The organism is Microcoleus sp. PH2017_05_CCC_O_A, from assembly GCF_020738785.1.
In the GTDB taxonomy this organism is placed as follows: domain Bacteria; phylum Cyanobacteriota; class Cyanobacteriia; order Cyanobacteriales; family Microcoleaceae; genus Microcoleus.
The window spans coordinates 1-17,986 of the sequence record NZ_JAEQCB010000132.1; the positions used below are offsets into that span (position 1 = coordinate 1).

The 17,986-nt window shown below is 47.4% G+C and carries 17 protein-coding genes; 7 read left to right on the top strand and 10 right to left on the bottom strand.

From position 1 onward, the window contains the following. The 3 genes from JGK20_RS25365 to purM form a co-directional block, all read right to left on the bottom strand. A partial coding sequence (locus JGK20_RS25365) for a DUF433 domain-containing protein (RefSeq protein ID WP_293232564.1) occupies positions 1 to 269 on the bottom strand: 269 nt, incomplete at its 3' end. Positions 270 to 407: 138 nt separating this feature from the next. After that, a complete protein-coding gene (locus tag JGK20_RS25370) occupies positions 408 to 1,049 on the bottom strand; it encodes a Uma2 family endonuclease (protein WP_293192889.1) in 642 nt (213 codons plus the stop codon). A 259-nt stretch (positions 1,050 to 1,308) separates the two neighbouring features. Then, a complete protein-coding gene (gene purM, locus JGK20_RS25375) occupies positions 1,309 to 2,337 on the bottom strand; it encodes a phosphoribosylformylglycinamidine cyclo-ligase (RefSeq protein ID WP_293232566.1) in 1,029 nt (342 codons plus the stop codon). Between the two features lie 54 nt (positions 2,338 to 2,391). On the opposite strand from purM, the gene JGK20_RS25380 reads away from it, so the two are divergent. The 4 genes from JGK20_RS25380 (at position 2,392) to JGK20_RS25395 (ending at position 7,642) form a co-directional block, all read left to right on the top strand. Then, complete coding sequence (locus tag JGK20_RS25380) at positions 2,392 to 2,658, top strand: hypothetical protein (protein WP_293185425.1); 267 nt, start codon at positions 2,392 to 2,394, stop codon at positions 2,656 to 2,658. A gap of 536 nt (positions 2,659 to 3,194) precedes the next feature. Then, positions 3,195 to 4,280, top strand: coding sequence for a septal ring lytic transglycosylase RlpA family protein (locus tag JGK20_RS25385; protein ID WP_293232568.1), 1,086 nt, complete (start codon positions 3,195 to 3,197; stop codon positions 4,278 to 4,280). 510 nt (positions 4,281 to 4,790) lie between these two features. Continuing rightward, positions 4,791 to 6,377 (top strand): bifunctional pantoate--beta-alanine ligase/(d)CMP kinase, encoded by a 1,587-nt coding sequence (locus JGK20_RS25390; protein ID WP_293232570.1) that lies wholly within the window; start codon positions 4,791 to 4,793, stop codon positions 6,375 to 6,377. Between the two features lie 341 nt (positions 6,378 to 6,718). Next, a complete protein-coding gene (locus tag JGK20_RS25395; RefSeq protein WP_293232574.1) occupies positions 6,719 to 7,642 on the top strand; it encodes a polysaccharide deacetylase family protein in 924 nt (307 codons plus the stop codon). 199 nt (positions 7,643 to 7,841) lie between these two features. On the opposite strand, the gene JGK20_RS25400 is transcribed toward JGK20_RS25395, so the two are convergent. Beyond that, positions 7,842 to 8,027: a hypothetical protein gene (locus JGK20_RS25400; RefSeq protein WP_293185421.1), complete on the bottom strand. Its 186-nt coding sequence runs from the start codon at positions 8,025 to 8,027 to the stop codon at positions 7,842 to 7,844. On the opposite strand from JGK20_RS25400, the gene JGK20_RS25405 reads away from it, so the two are divergent. After that, positions 8,019 to 8,903 (top strand): Uma2 family endonuclease, encoded by an 885-nt coding sequence (locus tag JGK20_RS25405; protein WP_293225249.1) that lies wholly within the window; start codon positions 8,019 to 8,021, stop codon positions 8,901 to 8,903. The genes JGK20_RS25400 and JGK20_RS25405 overlap by 9 nt on opposite strands. 93 nt (positions 8,904 to 8,996) lie before the next feature. On the opposite strand, the gene JGK20_RS25410 is transcribed toward JGK20_RS25405, so the two are convergent. From JGK20_RS25410 to JGK20_RS25420, 3 genes are all read right to left on the bottom strand, one after another. Then, on the bottom strand, positions 8,997 to 9,356 hold the full coding sequence (locus tag JGK20_RS25410) for a GNAT family N-acetyltransferase (protein WP_293185419.1): 360 nt from the start codon (positions 9,354 to 9,356) through the stop codon (positions 8,997 to 8,999). 215 nt (positions 9,357 to 9,571) lie between these two features. After that, complete coding sequence (locus JGK20_RS25415; RefSeq protein WP_293225247.1) at positions 9,572 to 10,642, bottom strand: FAD-dependent oxidoreductase; 1,071 nt, start codon at positions 10,640 to 10,642, stop codon at positions 9,572 to 9,574. 27 nt (positions 10,643 to 10,669) lie between these two features. After that, positions 10,670 to 10,849 carry a hypothetical protein gene (locus JGK20_RS25420; RefSeq protein WP_293225245.1) on the bottom strand — a complete coding sequence of 60 codons (180 nt, stop codon included), beginning with the start codon at positions 10,847 to 10,849 and terminating at the stop codon, positions 10,670 to 10,672. A 51-nt stretch (positions 10,850 to 10,900) separates the two neighbouring features. Here JGK20_RS25420 and JGK20_RS25425 point away from each other — a divergent pair, with 51 nt between their 5' ends. Together JGK20_RS25425 and JGK20_RS25430 are read left to right on the top strand one after the other, a co-directional pair. Next, positions 10,901 to 11,746: a YaaW family protein gene (locus tag JGK20_RS25425; protein WP_293185418.1), complete on the top strand. Its 846-nt coding sequence runs from the start codon at positions 10,901 to 10,903 to the stop codon at positions 11,744 to 11,746. Between the two features lie 52 nt (positions 11,747 to 11,798). Further along, positions 11,799 to 13,463 carry an O-antigen ligase family protein gene (locus tag JGK20_RS25430; protein WP_293232572.1) on the top strand — a complete coding sequence of 555 codons (1,665 nt, stop codon included), beginning with the start codon at positions 11,799 to 11,801 and terminating at the stop codon, positions 13,461 to 13,463. A gap of 45 nt (positions 13,464 to 13,508) precedes the next feature. On the opposite strand, the gene glmS is transcribed toward JGK20_RS25430, so the two are convergent. From glmS to JGK20_RS25445, 3 genes are all read right to left on the bottom strand, one after another. Further along, positions 13,509 to 15,452 (bottom strand): glutamine--fructose-6-phosphate transaminase (isomerizing), encoded by a 1,944-nt coding sequence (gene glmS / locus JGK20_RS25435; RefSeq protein ID WP_293192880.1) that lies wholly within the window; start codon positions 15,450 to 15,452, stop codon positions 13,509 to 13,511. Positions 15,453 to 15,970: 518 nt separating this feature from the next. Then, complete coding sequence (gene psaC / locus JGK20_RS25440; protein ID WP_015175986.1) at positions 15,971 to 16,216, bottom strand: photosystem I iron-sulfur center protein PsaC; 246 nt, start codon at positions 16,214 to 16,216, stop codon at positions 15,971 to 15,973. A gap of 239 nt (positions 16,217 to 16,455) precedes the next feature. Continuing rightward, on the bottom strand, positions 16,456 to 17,361 hold the full coding sequence (locus tag JGK20_RS25445; protein WP_293217530.1) for a CoB--CoM heterodisulfide reductase iron-sulfur subunit B family protein: 906 nt from the start codon (positions 17,359 to 17,361) through the stop codon (positions 16,456 to 16,458). Between the last annotated feature and the right edge of the window lie 625 nt (positions 17,362 to 17,986).

A 17,986-nucleotide genomic window follows, 5' to 3' on the forward strand; every position in this document is an offset into this window, starting at 1 on the left:
TTGCGCTTTAATTCTTCCACAATAGCTCGACTTTCAGCAGTGCGACGATCGATTTCTTCTCTCCGATCGTAATAATAGGTCATTGCTGCATGAACCGAGGCAAGTTGCAAATCATACTTGCCCGCGATTTCTTCTATAGACATCCCCATTTTCAGATACATTTCGGCGATGTGTGCTACAGCAATTCGATGGCCCGCAATGCGTGGCTTACCACCAAGTACCCCAGGCGTAATTTCGATATGTTCTGTGATGACTGATTCCTTAGACATCTTAGTTAAAGGCTCTTAATCAGTAATGTTTAAGCTCTTTAATCTTAGCACAAAAGGTTTTTGCAGTAATTTGAGTATGCCGTCAAGCTTATGCTGATCGAGAGTCATAGCTACCTTCGATCGGCATCTATTCTGGTTTTAACCAGAAATCACTCGTTGTCGAAATTCCTTAACTGCTGCGAGCGAATTCGGATATCGGACATATTCCGCCAACAATTCTATATCTAAATCAGGGAGAATTTCGCTCCGATAGATTTGCTCATAACCGCAGGTTTGGACAAATTGAACTGGAATTTCTTCTCTCAGGTAGTAGAGGCTAAAACGTTCATTTTGCCAAAACCAAACCTCTTTAACATTTAACCTTCTGTAAACTTCCAATTTGTTCAGACCACCACTGGTAACAACAACCTCAATTGCCAAATCGGGAAATTCTTTGTCTGTACCAATGCAGTAAGCTTCATCGGGTTCCGTCCCGCCTCTTTTTTCCTCTTGCCGCAGGGTGGTAGAACCAAAGGGAAAATAGTCGATATCTGCTTCTAAAAAGTAGATTTCCAAGAGATTTCCAATGCGAGTTTTTCTGTTTTCATGGCGACGGGAAGGTGACATAATTTCTAAGGCTCCATCTAAATAAGTGACTCGATATGCCGAACTATCCCCATTTCTGGTGAGCAAGGTTTCATATTGCTCCCAGTTAACGCGATCGGTAATATAGCGACATTCGGAATCTTGGCGTTGGAGTGCTTGTTGGTCAAGTAGAGCATTGAGATCGCTTGTCAACATAGTATTACCTCCTTTAGGTTGTCTTGATTATAATGAGAGTTAATGCGATAAATCTTGTTAAAAAAATTTGCCTTAAAAAAGAAGTATTACCTATTGACTAGGCTAGAATTACTGTGGTATATTTTAGATAATGGGAGTGGTAACTTAAATTTTAAAATTGCCACTATTTCCATTATCTAATTGTACTTCCTTTGCTGCCAGGAGTCAAGCATTTAACCCGAAAAAAAAGGGCGATTTTTTTTAATTCACGCAACTAAAATTAATCGATGCTCATTACCAATTCCCCGTTACCGTCAATAACTTCGCCGATCGCAAAAGCACCAATTCCCTGAGACTCAAACCACTTCACAGCCTGCTCAACTTCCCGGCGATCGACCAACAGCACAAAGCCAATACCCATATTAAAAGTATTGAACATATCGGCAGTCGCCACAGAGCCAGCCTCAGCAATCCAGTCAAAAATTGGCAAACTCGGCCAGCTATTGCAGTCAATTTTCACAGATTGATTGGCTCCCAAACAGCGGGGCAAATTTTCCGGCAAACCGCCGCCTGTAATGTGAGCCATACCGTGAATTTCTAAACCGCTCTTAAGGGCTTCGAGGACTGGTTTCACATAAATTGTAGTCGGAGTCAGCAGCACTTCTCCTAAACTTTGGCCGCCCAATTTTTCCGGTTGGGAATTCCAATCAAAACCTAGATCGCCCGCAATTTTTCTCACCAAACTAAAACCGTTGCTGTGCACGCCGGAACTAGCCAGCCCGACAGCCACATCTCCCACCCGTACCTGGGAAGCGTCGAGCAATTTGCTCTTTTCGACAATTCCCACGCAAAAACCAGCCAAATCGTACTCGCCGGCTTGGTAAAAACCAGGCATTTCTGCGGTTTCCCCTCCGAGCAAAGCACAGCCCGCTTGTTTGCAACCGTCAGCAATTCCTGTCACCACCCCAGCTAATTGTTCGGAGTTTAACTTTCCTGTCGCTAAATAATCTAGAAAAAAGAGGGGCTCGGCGCCGGATGTCAGCACGTCGTTGACGCACATCGCCACCAAGTCGATACCTACCGTGTCGTGCCGATCGAGATCGTGGGCCAATTTCAACTTAGTTCCCACGCCGTCAGTGCCCGAAACCATCACTGGCTCTTTTAAACCCTCCGGAACGCTGAAAAACCCGCTAAATCCGCCGAATCCGCCCAAAACTCCCGATCGGTGGGTGCTTTTGACTGTATTTTTGATGCGATCGACAAAAGCTCTGCCCGCCTCAACATCCACACCTGCTGCTCGATAATCCATAAGTCCCCCAAATCCATTTGTAAGTTTTAGTTTATTCCCAAGAGTCAGCCGATTTTGGATTTTGGATTTTGGATTTTGGATTGGGGATTGGGGATTGAGAATTGGGCATTGGGCATTGGGCATTGGGCATTGGGCATTGGGCATTGGGCATTGGGCATTGCGGATTTTGGATTGAGGATTGGGGATTTTGGATTGAGGATTGGGGATTTTGGATTGAGGATTGGGGATTGCCGATTGCGGATTGAGGATTGCCGATTGCGGATTGGGGATTGGGGATTGCCGATTGCGGATTTTAGGCTTCCAGGTAAGCGCCAAGGTTGAACGAGCTCTGGAGCTGGGATCTCGAACAGAAGTATAAAATTTTGCGATCGCAGCAAGTATCCATTTGGGGGCGAACTCAACATTTAATACTTGACAAACAGATTTTTTCAGGCTAATCCTTCGGCAGCCATAAAATACACGAATTTTTTGTAAATTTTTGTAAAAATTTCTGGAATTCTGAAAATGGCTGTAACCACTGCAATTAAAGGACTTTATTAGACAGAGTTCTGAGAAAATTTGAGCAATATTGCTCAAATGTATCGAAACAGCGATCCCCAAGCGCAAAAGTTTGTGGTAGTCTGTTGCAGTTCGTTACCAAAACACAAATTGCAGATCGAGTATTGAGTTGTCAAAGATCGGGGAAGTTTCAGCCAAATTTTTTTTTTCGCTGAAGCATTACAGCAAAAACGCACCCGGATACTTTGCTTTGACTCACGGGGGAATAGCGAAGGGATCGAGAAAAATCCTTGACGCCTGCCGCCAAATGGCCAATCCTCCAATCTCGGTTGGCAATGGCTCTTCACAAAAATGGACGTATGAAGGAAAAATTTGTTGGTGGTTTACTCGCTGTCCTGTTAGTTCCTGTGGTAGGAACGGCCTCTTCTTGTCACGCACAAGCGACAGACGCTCTGAAGCCAGACTCTCAGGGCTCCAAGCAGCAAGTAATTGCCACCCAACCGTCCCCGCAGTTAAACGCAACTCGGGCCGAAGCACAAAAAGTTGGACAGTATCAGTACCAAGCAAGAGCTGACATTGACCAAGACTCGATCGTCAAAATTCAGCCCCACGACTTGGAGGGGCGACAAGCAGTGACAGTCTACGTGCGAAACATTCCAGTCATCACCTTTCTGAACCCAAGCCAGGAAACCAACACCAAAATTGGAGAAACTGGCGATCGCAAAGCCAGTGGTAGCAGTCAGTCAAAAGTAGCCGGCACAAAAGAAAATCCCAAAGCCGGAAACACTGCCAGCAATTCCACCAATCAAGAACCAGATCCAATGTGGCGGGCATCTAGCTTAGCAGCAAGACTCAACCAGCTAAACCGCAACAACATCGATCCCAACAGCATTACCGTTAAGTGGGAAAAAGGCGATCGCTACATAATCCAGGCAAACGGCGAGGATTTGGTAAGCATCAACGCTCAAAACATCCTCCCCGACACCACGAGCAACTTCAGCCGAGATGCTCTGCAAGTAACCAATCGCCTCCGCCGACTCCTGGGCAACGCCCCACCCTTGGAAGCAGTCGCAGGCCAACCCCAACCCGAACCAGAAGCCCCCGTGCTATCTTTGGGCCCACTTCAAGTGCGGCTCAGCGGCTTGGCTTCCTGGTACGGCCCCGGATTTGATGGCAACCTCAGCGCCAGCGGCGAGCGTTTTAACCAAAATGCCTTGACTGCTGCACACCGCCACTTGCCCTTCGGCACTCTAGTCATGGTGCGAAATCTTGACAACGGCCGCTCCGTCGTCGTTCGGATTAACGATCGCGGCCCCTACGTGGGCGATCGGCTGATTGACTTGTCGGCCGGCGCAGCCAACGTGCTCGGAATGATGAGCAGCGGCGTTGCGAGAGTGGAAATCCAAGTAATCGAACCCAAGCAACAAACAACTGTGGGACGTTGACAGTTGACAGTTGACAGTTGACAGTTGACAGTTGACAGTTGACAGTTGACAGTTGACAGTTGACAGTTGACAGTTGACAGTTGACAGCTTGAGGGCGACCTCTACCTAGAAGTCCGAGGATTGGAGTAATAGACCTCTTGCAAAAATCGGAAAACACCCTGAAATCATCTGCGTTTATCTGTGTTTATCTGTCTGACATCTGCGGTTGAAGGATCGCTCAAAGACTAATTTCTCCCTACAAGGGTTGCGGCTTTAAACCAATTCTTTCTGGTAAGGCAGAATACAAAAGTTATCCGAACTGTAGAAAGCAGAAACTAGAATAAAACTTGTCCGGGCTTGAAGTATCTGACATCTTGCACTCGTCGCCATAGTCTCGCGCCCCACCATAGTTTATTTGTTGTGGAACTCGCACGCGAGGCAAGTTGCTAACATTGGTGCCAGATGTCCGATCGAACAAATTCAGACAAATAAATTCTGCATTCTGCCGAATGCCTTGAGGAGATTGTATCGGTGCAACTGTTTACTAGCATTGCAGCACTTCGCTGCTACTTAAATTCACAAAAGTCTGCTGCACCTCACGTGACAGTCGGTTTGGTGCCGACGATGGGAGCTTTGCACGCCGGACATCTCAGCTTGATCCAGCGGGCAAGACAAGACAATACGATCGTCCTAGTCAGCATTTTTGTCAACCCGCTGCAATTTGGCCCGACAGAAGATTTTCAAGATTATCCCCGAAATTTGGATCGAGACCGGCTGCTGTGCGAACAAGCTGGTGTTGATGCCATTTTTGCTCCCCCAGCAACAGAAATGTTTGGGAACCCAGGGGGCGATCGCACAGCAACCGACAAAACCGCCCAAACACAAAATCAACTTTCATCCTTAACTCAAGTAGTGCCGCCACCCGCGATGACATCGGTGTTGTGCGGCAAGTCTCGGCCCGGTCATTTTCAGGGCGTCGCGACAATTGTTACCAAACTTTTGAGTTTGGTGCAGCCGACAAAAGCTTATTTTGGTCAGAAAGACGCCCAGCAGCTAGCAATTATCCGCAAGCTCGCCTGGGATTTTAACTTGCCTGTAGAGATTGTTGCTTGCCCGATCGTCCGCGAAGAGTCTGGACTAGCAATGAGTTCTCGAAATCAGTATTTAACAACAGAGCAAAAACAGCAAGCCTGCGCCCTCTACCGCGCGCTGGAACAAGCCTCAAAAACTTTTGCTTCAGGCGACCGCACCTGGGCCGCAGCACTCGCTGCCGCGCGCGCCGAAGTCGCTGGAGAACCCGAAGTTAAGCTCGAATACGCCGAACTCGTCGATCCCGACACTCTGATGCCGTTGGAGGTGGTGGAAACAGCGGGACTTTTAGCGGTAGCAGCCAGAGTTGGCTCTACTCGCTTGATTGATAATATAATTCTCAGGAACCGCAGGCCAATTGTGGCGATCGACGGCCCGGCGGGCGCTGGCAAATCTACCGTAACTCGCCAAGCAGCAAAAGCTTTGGGCTTGTTTTATCTCGATACTGGCGCGATGTACCGGGCGCTGACTTGGCTGGCTTTGAAAACAAACACGCCGATGTCGGATGAATGTGCGATCGCCGAATTAATTAGTTACAGCTATTTGGAATACAATCTCGATCCGGCATCTTTCATGCTGAAGATTAACGGCGAAGACATAACCGAGGCAATTCGCAGTTTGGAAGTGACATCTCGCGTCTCGGAAATGGCGGCAATTCCCGCTGTGCGCCAGTTTCTAGTAGATGAACAGCGGCGCTGCGGTACAAAAGGTGGGATTGTGGCAGAAGGCCGCGATATAGGAACTAATGTTTTTCCCGATGCGGAATTGAAGATTTATTTGACGGCTTCGGTACAAGAGCGATCGCGCCGGCGGATGTTAGAACTTAAAGACGCCGATCGGGCTAATATTAGTTTGGCCCAGTTAGAACAAGACATCGCTCTGCGGGACTCCAAGGACAGCACTCGCCTGATAGCACCTTTACGGAAAGCTGCTGATGCTGTGGAAATTCAAACAGATAATCTGACTGTTGACGAAGTTATCGATCGGATTGTCGGCTTGTATCAAGAAAGAATCGGCCCTAAAAGTTAATTTGAAGACGCTGGGGCGGGCGATCGGCCCGTAGTGTCAGTTAGCGGCCCGGCTTTTTGGGTCTGAGCCCCTAACTATATAGAATAGAACGTGCAATTAACGGGATTTAACTACCTTCCGGAAGATTGCCACTATTCCCCGTTTTGATCGGTTAGGGGAACTCTCGGTGAAAATTCTTAAACTTGTTAATCCTGCCGGACTTCCCCGCGATCGGTCATTTGCAGTAACATTTCTATGGACAATCGCATTTAATACGATCGTCCTGAGTGGATTAACTTGATATCAAAATAAAATCTAGAATTAATTTTCCAAGGTGTGAAGGAGATAATGACGTGACAAATATGAAACGGCTTTTGAGGCGGCAAAAAAAATTAATCGTTGCTTTTCTGGCCGCCGCAGGAAGTTTTTTGCTGGGTGTGACGTTACCAATGAACTTGCGGGCCAATCAACCAGCGCCACCGATGCAGCCACAAGTCTTGGCAGTATCCTCGCCAGAACCAAAACTGATATCTAATGTTAGTGGGATCGCAGGAGCGATCGCCCATCGAGTAGAAGTTTCCCAAAAAGCTCTAGCTCAACAGCAGGAAACTCGTTTTCAATCATCCCTACCATCCCAGTTTAAAGGTACCATGCTGCGTCAGGCAAAACTGGACCAGCAGCACAAGGCGATCGCCCTAACATTTGACGACGGGCCCTGGCCGACAACTACTAGACAAATCCTAGAGATTCTCAAGAAAAACAATATTAAGGCTACATTTTTTTGGGTAGGAAGATACCTGCAAACATATCCCGAACTTGGCAAACAAGTTGCGTCAGCCGGTCACGCGATCGGCAACCACACTTGGAACCACCAATACATTAAATATAACGAAGACGGTGCGGCTCGCGAGATCGATCGCACGTCATCATTAATTGAGGAAGTGACGGGGGTAAAAACATCACTGTTTCGGCCGCCAGGAGGCATTTTAAACAATGGCTTGGCAGCCTACGCACAGAAGAAAGATTATGCAGTTATCATGTGGTCTGCTGATTCTTTAGATTGGCGGACTGCGACGCAATCGTTGATGGACAACGTGATGCGGCAGGCAAATTCTGGCGGCATTGTGTTGATGCACGACGGCGGTGGCAATCGATCGAGAACTGTACAAGCTTTGCCGGATATTATTGCTAAACTGAGAAAAGAAGGGTACAAATTTGTAACAGTTCCAGAGTTATTGCAGATGCAAGAACAAGCTTTGAAAAAGCAGGAGACAGCACAAAAATAAAAAATGGGGAAAGTGGCAATTTACACCATTTCCCAGGTTTTTGTAAGTCATATCAATTCCGGCTGCGCCGGAATGATATAGAGGACACTCAAGATGCCGTTTCCCTACCGCGATCAATTGTAGGGACTAAGGCACTCGCGGTATCCTCCGTTTATATGATTCCGATGAAGAGCGGATTTGATATCATTCGATCTATTTTTTAGAGCAATAGCTGAATGAATAACGAAGAAGTAGCAACCACGCCCGGTTCCACCGGATGTTCTTTTGCTAAAATCATTGCTTTAATTGCCTTCTTCCTCTGCACAAATCGATCGACAATCGCTATGCTGTGGTAATAGAGCATCAGTCCGATCGCTAGGTCGATCGCGTACCAGTCATGACCCAAAGTCTCAGTGAAACAGGCTTGCCTCCCGCATTCCCAGATCACACGCAACTCCCCGAATCTGACGGTACATTTTGTCATAATTTTCAAGCGCATCCCCAGAGCATTTTGCTCACCGACTCCCTAGAAATCACACTGCAAAGGCTTCACCCCGACGGACAATATGCGATCGGGCAAGATTGTGGCATCTACTGGCGCGAAACCGACCCACCAGAAAAGGGTGCCGAAGCGCCTGACTGGTTCTACGTCCCCAACGTTGGGCCCCTCGTGGACGGCGAAATTCGTCGCTCTTACGTGATTTGGCGCGAGTATATGGTGCCAATAATTGCGATCGAGTTTGCCAGTGGGAATGGTTCCGAAGAGCGAGACAACACGCCTTTATCCCGTTTACCAGAAGGTACTACTCAGAAACCAGGGAAGTTTTGGGTATACGAACAGATTATCCGCATTCCCTACTACGCCATTTATGTAATTAAAACCAGCCAACTGGAAGTCTACAACTGGGTGAATGGTTGCTATTGCCGATTGGAACCGAACGATCGCGGACATTACCCGATCGACCGTATGGGCATAGAATTAGGCCTATGGGAAGGCAGCTATCAAAATCAGACACAGCGGTGGTTGCGCTGGTGGGATAACCAGGGAAATTTGTTGCTCACCGGAAGCGAGCAAGCTCGACTCGAACGCCTCCATACCGAACAGGAACGCCAGCGGGCGGAAGCTGAGAGTCAGCGGGCGGAAGCTGAGAGTCAACGGGCCGATCGCGCACAGCAAACACAACGAGATGCTATCCCCCAACTGTTGGGAATGGGTTTGAGTCTCGAACAAGTTGCCCAGGCGCTTTCTGTGTCGGTGGAGGAGGTGCAGCGTTTGAGATAAAGCTCTGCTTCTTTGTCCCTACTATTAGATCTCTGGCATAATTATTGTGGAACAGGCATCCTGCCTGTTAGGGACTATCTTTTTGCCAGAAATCTATTGCAACAACTTCTCCATAAATACAAGGCATGGACTATCGTTGTATCTCTCAATTGGATAAAAGCCAAGCTTCCTATAAAGTTTGAGTGCCTCTGGTTGTCGCTCTTCGTTTGCTAAGTCAAGCCTAATCTTCCGATAACCTGCCGCGAGTGCGAAATCAAAGAGTATTTGAGCCATTTTCCAGCCTAACCCTTGTCCTCGATACTCTTTGAGAAACCACATCCGCTTAAGTTCGCAGATTTCATCATCAAGTTTTCCGATGCCTCCAGTGCCTACAAGCTGCTCACCATCAACTAATACCAAAAAAGTGCCGTTATTGTCGAAATAGTGCGATCGTACATTCTCAATATCAGACATTGAATCATAGCGACTCAACTCATCCTTGGTGAGTACGCCCTGCCAAATTTATAGACATACCGCAATGACTACTTGCTTGGCTTGTTCAATTTGATGTTGCTGGATTGGTTTAATCTCAACCACTTGCTTTGCTGTAAATCTTCACTACAGAACCCAACCTAACATCAAGCTTAACTTAGATTTTCCTCCCAGCCACACCTTAATTGTAGTCTTAATTACCAATTTAGACTGGAATTTAACGGCAAACTATCCAACTGAGAATCAACCCAATTAGCCGCCGCAACTCCCGATCGCAAAGCAGCTTCAATTTGACCTTCCCCGCACAAATCCCCCGCACAAACCAAGGGCAAATCCCCCTCAGCAGGCAAACAAGAAACAGGTAAAGGATTCCGACAAAAAGCATAGCGCCAGCGGTGAACCTGCAACCAATCCGGCTGCTTCAGCCAAGGCATTAAATGTTCAGAAGCGCGATCGAGCAATTGCTGACCGATTGTTGGCAAATCGGTAGATTCTAGATGGTGATCGGCAAAATTGGCGCTGCTGTGAACCACAAACACAGGCTGTTGCGGATCGTCGAGCCGCTTGCTGCTGTCGAGCCCAATCCAACTTAAATCAGAATCATCGGGAAAAGAAACCGATTTCCACTGCGGATTTAGATTGCTCAAATCAGAATTTCGTTCCGCAGAATAGCCAGCCATAACTGTAATGCAAGCGTCGTATTCTACAGAGCGCAATTTGTCAATAAAATCAGAGGAAAAACCAAGTTCTGTATCCAAAAACATTAAAGCTTGAGGAGCAGGAATTGCCACCACCACAGCCTTAGCAATCAATTCTTGAGGTAGATCTAAATTGTCGTCGGTAACTTCCAGAGAAAGATGCCACATTTCACTCTCAGTACGAGAAATCGCTTTGACTCGGCGGCCGTACCAAATGTCTAAACCCTCTGCGATATACTTACCGACAGCATTCATCCCAGCCGGTGCCACATAACAAGAACTGGGAATCGAAGATATTTCTCCTTCTCGAAATTCTCCCACGCTATCCGTCCAAAGTTTCAGGATCTGGCGATCGACCAAAACATCAATTAACGCCTGCACCGCATCCCCCTGCGGCTCCAAATAGCGGGCCCCGTGATCGGCTCTAGTCCCCTGCACGCGACGAGTAGCGACTCGTCCGCCGGGGCCGCGAGATTTCTCAACAACCGCCACAGAATAGCCAGCCAGACGCAACTGTCGAGCACAAATCAGCCCCGCCATCCCTGCACCGATCGCCACAACATCGAACATACGTATAAATTGTGAGGTATTTTTGATTTACCAATCAGCATAAAGGCTGCGGGGCAAAAGATGCTCTGCACCACGAACATAAAAGCCCAAAGCCGTAGCGGGGCGTAAGCCATCGCCCTCCGCCAGGTAGTAAAATAATCGACAGGTAAGATTAGTTAAAAAAATGTAGCGATCGGCAAGTTCCAAAAGCGCGCTACTCAGCGACAATCTAAAATCTAAAATCTAAAATCTAAAATAGTATGACGGGAGGGCAAAATCTTGGACGAACTCAGAGCAGCACTAGAATTGACAACAGAAGAAGAATTGCAGCAACTAACCGAACTTCTGTTCAGTCGCAAGTTTAACCCTTTAGATTACGTGCAAACCCCCGCACCCCTAGACGTACAAAGCCGCGATCGCGAAGCATGGCTAGACGCCGTAGAACAAAGGTTTCGGTATCTTGCCGCCGACGGGTTGACGGTACTGAGAGGGCGAACCGAACAAGTAACCTACAGACAAGCACTAATTCAAGTTTGCCGCTATCTCAAAATCCCTTATCCCAAACAGTTGTCAACCACCGACTTAGAGGCAGAAGTATTTCTGCATTTAATGGGCCGCACCTGGAAGCGTTTACCGAAAGACGAACAGCAAGCCCTGACAGTCCGCGTACAGCGAGCAATTGTCGATGCTAAACTTTCTGAACCGTTGCCAATTTCTGCTGAAAAAGACCCGCTCGGTTTGCTGTTCAAAGGTGGCAGCGCTTTAGCCGTTAGTTCAATTTTAAAACCCATGTTGCTGAAATTGATGGCCAATCAATTTGCGCTGCACTTTGCTACCTATCAAATGGCCACACAAGTAGCGATCGCAGGGACTGCAACCGCAGCAACCCAGTTTCAAAATTATGTCGCAATTCAGACGGCGCGGCGGGGGATGGCCGTGACTGCGGCTCGTTACGGTGCGACACGGAGCGTGTTTTCATTGCTCGGCCCGGTGATGTGGACTTGGTTTTTAGCAGATTTGGGTTGGCGATCGATTTCTACGAACTACGGGCGCATTATCCCGACCATTTTTGCCTTGGCTCAAATTCGCTTAACGCGATCGGAATGCGTTTGGGAACTAGCGTAGCGATTTTGGATTTTGGATTTTGGAGTGAAGAATTGAAGAATTGGGAGTTTGGGTGAATATCAAAAAAACGTGGAAATTAGCTGTAAAACAGACAGCAAAAAATCTCAATTCTTACCTGCAAAAACATCCCGATCGCCGCCTGCAAATCCCTTGGAATTTAGCTCAAATCGGGATGCTAATTTTTCCGACAATTCCAATCTTGGGAGCTTTAGGAATATTCCTGGGATTGGCCGGCACTTGTCAGCAAAAGTTCCGGCAAATCTGCCGCAGCCCGCTGAATCGAGGATTCGCAATTTTGAGTGTGCTGCTAGTCATCACGACGATTTTTGCCAACAACCGTATCGAGGCTGTTTTAGGCTTGTGCAATTTTTGGCCATTCTTTATATTGTTTGCCGTTTTCAGCAGTTTAATTCAAACTCCGGCTCAGTTACGACAATTGTCTTGGATAATAGCAATTAGTGCAATTCCCGTCATAATTTTAGGTTTGGGACAGCAATTTTTAGGTTGGAGCGGCATCGATCAATTGCAGCCTATTTTTGGCTGGGTACTCGAACCGAAAGGCAATCCCCCCGGCCGCATGGCTTCTGTATTTATGTACGCTAATATTTTAGCCGGCTATTTAACAATCGCTTTTATTTTAACACTCGGATTGTGGATGGAAGAACGAGGAAGGAAGAAGGAAGAAGGAAGAGGGAAGAAGGGAGAGGGGGAAAGGGGGAGAGGGAGAGAGGGGGAGACGGGGAGAGGGGGAGAATTGCCCAATTACCAATTACCAATGCCCAATGCCCAATCCCCAATGCCCAATCCCCAATGCCCAATCCCCAATGCCCAATGCCCAATGCCCAATGCCCCATTCCTGTTTTTAAGTTTTGCAGTAGTAGGGAATGCTGTTGCTTTGATTTTTACTAATTCTCGGAATGCTTGGGGATTGGCAGTTTTGGCAGTTTTGGCTTTTGCATTTTATGCGGGTTATAAAAAAATATTAGCTGCGGTTTTTAGTGCGGTGGGTGCAGTGTTTTTGTCGGCGTTTGGCCCGGAACCGCTGCGGCAATATTTACGAATAATTATCCCGGCTTTTTTCTGGGCGAGACTTACGGATGAAATGTTTCCAAATCGCCCGACTGCTACTTTGAGAACTACTCAATGGGAATTTGCTTGGTCGATGGCTCAGCAGCGTCCTTGGACTGGTTGGGGACTGCGAAATTTTACGCCTCTCTATCAAGATAGAATGCACGAATGGCTGGGTCATCCTCACAGTTTGATGCTGATGTTGGCTGCGGAAACGGGATTCCCAACAACGCTTTTGTTATTTGGTTTAGTTGGCTGGGTTTTGGCTAGAGGTGTTTTGCTGTTGGCGAATTGGCCTGTTTATGCTGTGGATATCAAACAGGAGCAAATAGCAACTCTGGAAGTACCGGAAAATCCTTTAGCTCTCAATCAAAATTCAATATCTACTAGCACAAATCAGGTGGTTTGTCAAGATGTCGAAAATGCCGATCGCCTAATTTTCTTCAGTTATTTATTAGCCTTCGCCGCCTGTACGCTGTTTAACACTGTAGATGTAACTCTGTTTGATTTGCGGGTTAATACGATAAGTTGGGTGTTGTTGGCGGCGATTTGCGGAATCGGGAATAGGGAATCGGGAATAGGGAATAGGGAATCGGGCATCGGGCATCGGGAATCGGGCATCGGGCATCGGGAATCGGGCATCGGGTAATTGACAACAGTCAACAGTCAACAGTCAACTGTCAACTGTCAACAATTATTCCACCGTCACCGACTTCGCCAAATTGCGTGGCTGATCCACATCCAAACCTCGGCGCGCGGCAATGTGATAAGCCAACAATTGCAGCGGAATCACTGTCACAATCGGCGACAACAATTCATCCACCAAAGGCACCGGCAAAACGTGGTCAAAAATATCAGCTTCCGCCGCGCCATGCTTCGGCGTAACGCCAATTAAACGGGCGTCGCGGGCTTTGGCTTCCTGGGCGTTGGAAAGGACTTTTTCGTAGACGCTTCCGGGCATCGCGATCGCCACTACAGGCACTTTAGCATCCAAAAGGGCGATCGGGCCGTGTTTCATCTCTCCCGCCGGATATCCTTCGGCATGAATGTAACTAATTTCCTTAAGTTTCAGCGCCCCTTCCAAAGCAATCGGAAAGTTAATTCCCCGCCCCAAAAAGATAAAATCTTGAGTTTCTGTAAACTGGTGCGACAATTCCTCGACATACTGTTCTTGAATCTCCAAAAACTTCTCGATTTGGGCTGGTAACTGGCGCAAACCCGCAAGAATTTCTGCCAATCTCTCGGTGCTGATGGTTTGCCGCTGGTGCGCCAAATCCAAAGCTAAGAAATAGAAAGCCATCAACTGAGTGACAAAAGTTTTAGTTGCCGCCACCCCGATTTCTATACCAGCGTGGGTGTTGATGATGTGTGGCATCATGTGGGCGATCGAGCTTTCAGTCCTGTTAGTAATGCCCAACATTCGCGATCGAAATTTATCGGTAAAAGCCGCGCGACGCTGCTGTTCCATCCCCAAAGCAGCCAGCGTATCCGCCGTTTCTCCCGACTGAGTTACCCCAATAATTAAAGTATTTGCTGTCAGCGGTGCGGGCGCGTAACGGTACTCAGAAGCGTACTGCACAGCCGTGGGAATATTAGCTAACTGTTCCAACAAATATTTGCCAATTAGCGAGGCGTGCCAGCTCGTTCCGCAGGCGAGAATGGAAATTTGCTCGACATCGGCGCAAAGTTCTGGTGGCAAGTTGAGATTGATGGGAGAGCCTGGATTTCCGGGCTGCCAATCGCTGTCTAAATAAGTCTCCAAACAAGCTCGAACGACTGCCGGCTGTTCGTAAATTTCCTTGTGCATGAAGTGCTTGAAGCCCTGTTTCTCGACTGAAACTGGGTTCCAGCCGAGGATGCGCGGAGTTTTTTTCAGCCTTTGTCCTGCAAAGCTGTAAACTTCTACTCCCATCGGAGTTAGTCTTGCTAATTCGCCATTTTCGAGGGACAAAACAGCGCGGGTGTGAGATATTAACGCTGGCGTGTCGGAAGCACAGAAAAATTCACCTGCACCAAAGCCAATCACCAAAGGAGCTTGCTGTCTGGCGACAATTATTTCGTCTGGAAAATCTGCACAAATTGTGGCGATCGCAAAAGCTCCTTCTAGCCGATTCACCGCCTTTGAAACCACATCCAAAAACGACAACTCAGTAATTTCCTCTGCTGTTGGATCTTGTCCTTCTTCCTTCTTCCTTCTTCCTTCTTCCTTCTTCCTTCTTCCTTCTTGGAAAATTTCAGCTATTAAATGAGGGATAACTTCTGTATCCGTATCCGAGACAAATTTATGTCCCTTGGCTTTCAATTCTTCGCGCAACTCGCGATAATTTTCGACAATTCCATTTTGAACTACGGCAATTCGCCCGCTATTATCTAGGTGAGGGTGAGCGTTATATTCCTCTGGTTTGCCGTGAGTTGCCCAGCGGGTATGTCCGATGCCGATGGGAGCGGGAGAGTCTATCTCTGCTAGCTTTTCCCGGAGGTTGTGCAATTTGCCTTTTGCTCGGATGCAGGTAATTTTTCCTTCGGAGATGGTAGCGAGGCCTGATGAATCGTAACCCCGGTATTCCAGTTTCTCCAATCCTGATAGCAAAATCTCGCTTGCTGCTTGCGTGCCGATATAACCAACGATTCCGCACATTTAAGGTACTACTCCTGCTTAGCGATCGCGATAAAACCCAATTTTTATCATTTTTACACCAGTTGCAAAAAAGAATGCAACTGTAGGGAAGATCCCAACCATGATACTCAGTCGATTTTAGATTGTAGATTTTAGATTTGACTTGCAACTTTGAATTTGGAAGCTGGAACTAGGATCTAACTGAGATCTTGCACGCCTTGTCAATAAGAGGATTTTTCGTGGGGTCGGGCGGGTTTATAGAACCTGTTTGCTACCTTTAAGGCTACTGGCGAACCCGCCCCTACGGCTAATTGAGAATGGTGCAAGATCTCAGATCTAATATTTTGCTTTTGATCCTGACACTCGCGTCGGGGGCTTGTGTCCGTTTGTTGCCGATCGTCGAAAATCCCAAATCCCAAATCCCAAATTGTATTACCTTCTTCCTGTCGCAGAATGCAGATTCCGCGACAAAAAGAGAGGGGGCAATTTAATCGCCCCCTCTCCTGTGCCCGTAACTCGATCGACAGTTCGATCGATATTTAGTAAGCTAGACCCATACTGCGAGTGGTTTCTGCTCCCAGGTAAACCCGGATGCTCAGAAAATCGGTAGGACAAGCTGTTTCGCAACGTTTGCAACCGACACAGTCTTCTGTGCGGGGAGACGAGGCAATCTGAGCCGCTTTGCAGCCATCCCAGGGTACCATCTCCAAAACGTCAGTCGGACAAGCGCGGACGCATTGAGTGCAGCCGATGCAGGTATCGTAGATTTTGACTGAATGAGACATTGAATAAAGGCTCCCAACGAGTCACTAAAAATTTGCGGGCTCTGCGAGTTAAAAGATTTGACGGCGAGGTACCACCGCTTATGCCTGCACAGAGAATTAAAGGTTAGTCTACCGCAGTGCTTGGAAGCACTTCGCGAAAAAGCGACAAAACTTCACAGTCGATCGTAGGTTCGTAGTCAGGACTTTAGTCCTATCCGAGTTAGAAAGGACTGAAGTCCTGACTACGAACTTTAGAAAAACTAAAAGCCTAATTTTTCTAACACGGGCTTAGTTGAAACAATATGCCGATCGAGTCCTAGTTTTTTTGGCTCAACACCCAAAGCCAAAGCCACCAATTGCGGTAAATGCAATACGGGCAAACCCAACTTACGCCCAATTACTTTTTCGACTTCCGGCTGACGCGAATCCAAATTCAAGTGACAAAGCGGACAAGGAGTTACCATACAATCAGCACCGTTGTCAAGAGCATCTACAATATGTTTGCCGGCCATCTGAAAAGATTGGTTTGTGGCATAACTCGCCAGCGGCCAACCGCAGCATTGCGTCCGTCCTCGATAGTAAACCGGAGTTGCCCCGATCGCCCGAAACACATTTTCCATGGATTCCGGTTGGTGCGGGTCGTCGTAAACCAAGTTATCCTGAGCTCGCAGCAGGTAGCACCCGTAAAAAGACGCGCACTTCAAACCCGAAAGCTTGCGGGTGACTCGCTTCTGCACTTCCTCCAGACCGTAATCTGCGACTATTGCCCACAGCAGATGTTTCACTTCCGTACTGCCTTGATAAGGCGAACAGCCTTGTTTTTCGAGTAAACCGTTTACTTTTTCGAGGTAAGGTCGATCGGTCTTTTGGGATTCCTTGAGGCGATCGTCCACATGACCGATTACGCCTTGACAAGTGCTGCAATGCGTGAGTAAAGGCAGATTAAGTTGTTCAGCCAAAGCAATATTGCGGGCGTTAACAGTATCTTCCAACAACTGTGAATCTTCCTTAAAAGTGCCAGAACCGCAGCAGGAAGCTTTTTTGAGTTCCACCAGTTCAATGCCCAAGGCTTGAGTCAGCGCTTGAGTAGACAGGTAAAGTTCGCGGGCGGCCCCTTGGGCGACGCAACCGGGAAAGTAAGCATATTTGAGATTTGGGGATGGCATAATTGTTTCTGCTGGGAACACAAGGCAAGGGACAAGACAGAAGAGCGATCCTCTTCGAGGGCTGCGCTAACGAAGTTGGGATGCTTCCTCTCCATATCCTTACCCAGTTTTAAACGATTATGAGTCAATCGTTGAGGCGGGTAGCTATTAACCAACACGATCTAGCCCAGAGTATGTTGACAATACTCCGGACAGAATTTGGGCAGGTTTTGAGGCTCAAACCCATATCCCGCCGTGGGTGGGATCTTTTTATTCAAAGTTAGGGTTCAAGCTAACTTTGAATAAAAGGCTCAAGCCTTAAACTGCAAGCTCTGAAAGCCTTATAGAATAGTTCAAAAAACTGTCCGGAGTATTGCATGGAAATTCAGAAGGACGATAAGACTAAGTAGTGCTTGACATAAAAAGAAAAATAGGTGCATAATATCTTCATAGGCATAAATTATACCCTACCTACGGGATCATACATAGTTAGACTTCAGGGTTATCAATGGGGCAGTAGTTGGAAACTCTTTGTTTGCATCGAAAGTTAAGGGAGCACCACAGAATGATTGATCCTATAATGACCCAAAGATAATTTCAGTGTGCAGCGTATCTTATGTCTCTAAAATCTATCATGAAACTGACC

Excerpts from the sequence above, each read along its gene's own strand:
- JGK20_RS25410 (WP_293185419.1), bottom strand. The coding sequence starts at position 9,356 with ATGTCTGATATTGAGAATGTACGATCGCACTATTTCGACAATAACGGC.
- JGK20_RS25405 (WP_293225249.1), top strand. The coding sequence starts at position 8,019 with ATGACCCAAAGTCTCAGTGAAACAGGCTTGCCTCCCGCATTCCCAGAT.
- JGK20_RS25370 (WP_293192889.1), bottom strand. The coding sequence starts at position 1,049 with ATGTTGACAAGCGATCTCAATGCTCTACTTGACCAACAAGCACTCCAA.
- glmS (WP_293192880.1), bottom strand. The coding sequence starts at position 15,452 with ATGTGCGGAATCGTTGGTTATATCGGCACGCAAGCAGCAAGCGAGATT.
- JGK20_RS25415 (WP_293225247.1), bottom strand. The coding sequence starts at position 10,642 with ATGTTCGATGTTGTGGCGATCGGTGCAGGGATGGCGGGGCTGATTTGT.
- JGK20_RS25445 (WP_293217530.1), bottom strand. The coding sequence starts at position 17,361 with ATGCCATCCCCAAATCTCAAATATGCTTACTTTCCCGGTTGCGTCGCC.
- JGK20_RS25395 (WP_293232574.1), top strand. The coding sequence starts at position 6,719 with ATGAAACGGCTTTTGAGGCGGCAAAAAAAATTAATCGTTGCTTTTCTG.
- JGK20_RS25385 (WP_293232568.1), top strand. The coding sequence starts at position 3,195 with ATGAAGGAAAAATTTGTTGGTGGTTTACTCGCTGTCCTGTTAGTTCCT.
- psaC (WP_015175986.1), bottom strand. The coding sequence starts at position 16,216 with ATGTCTCATTCAGTCAAAATCTACGATACCTGCATCGGCTGCACTCAA.
- purM (WP_293232566.1), bottom strand. The coding sequence starts at position 2,337 with ATGGATTATCGAGCAGCAGGTGTGGATGTTGAGGCGGGCAGAGCTTTT.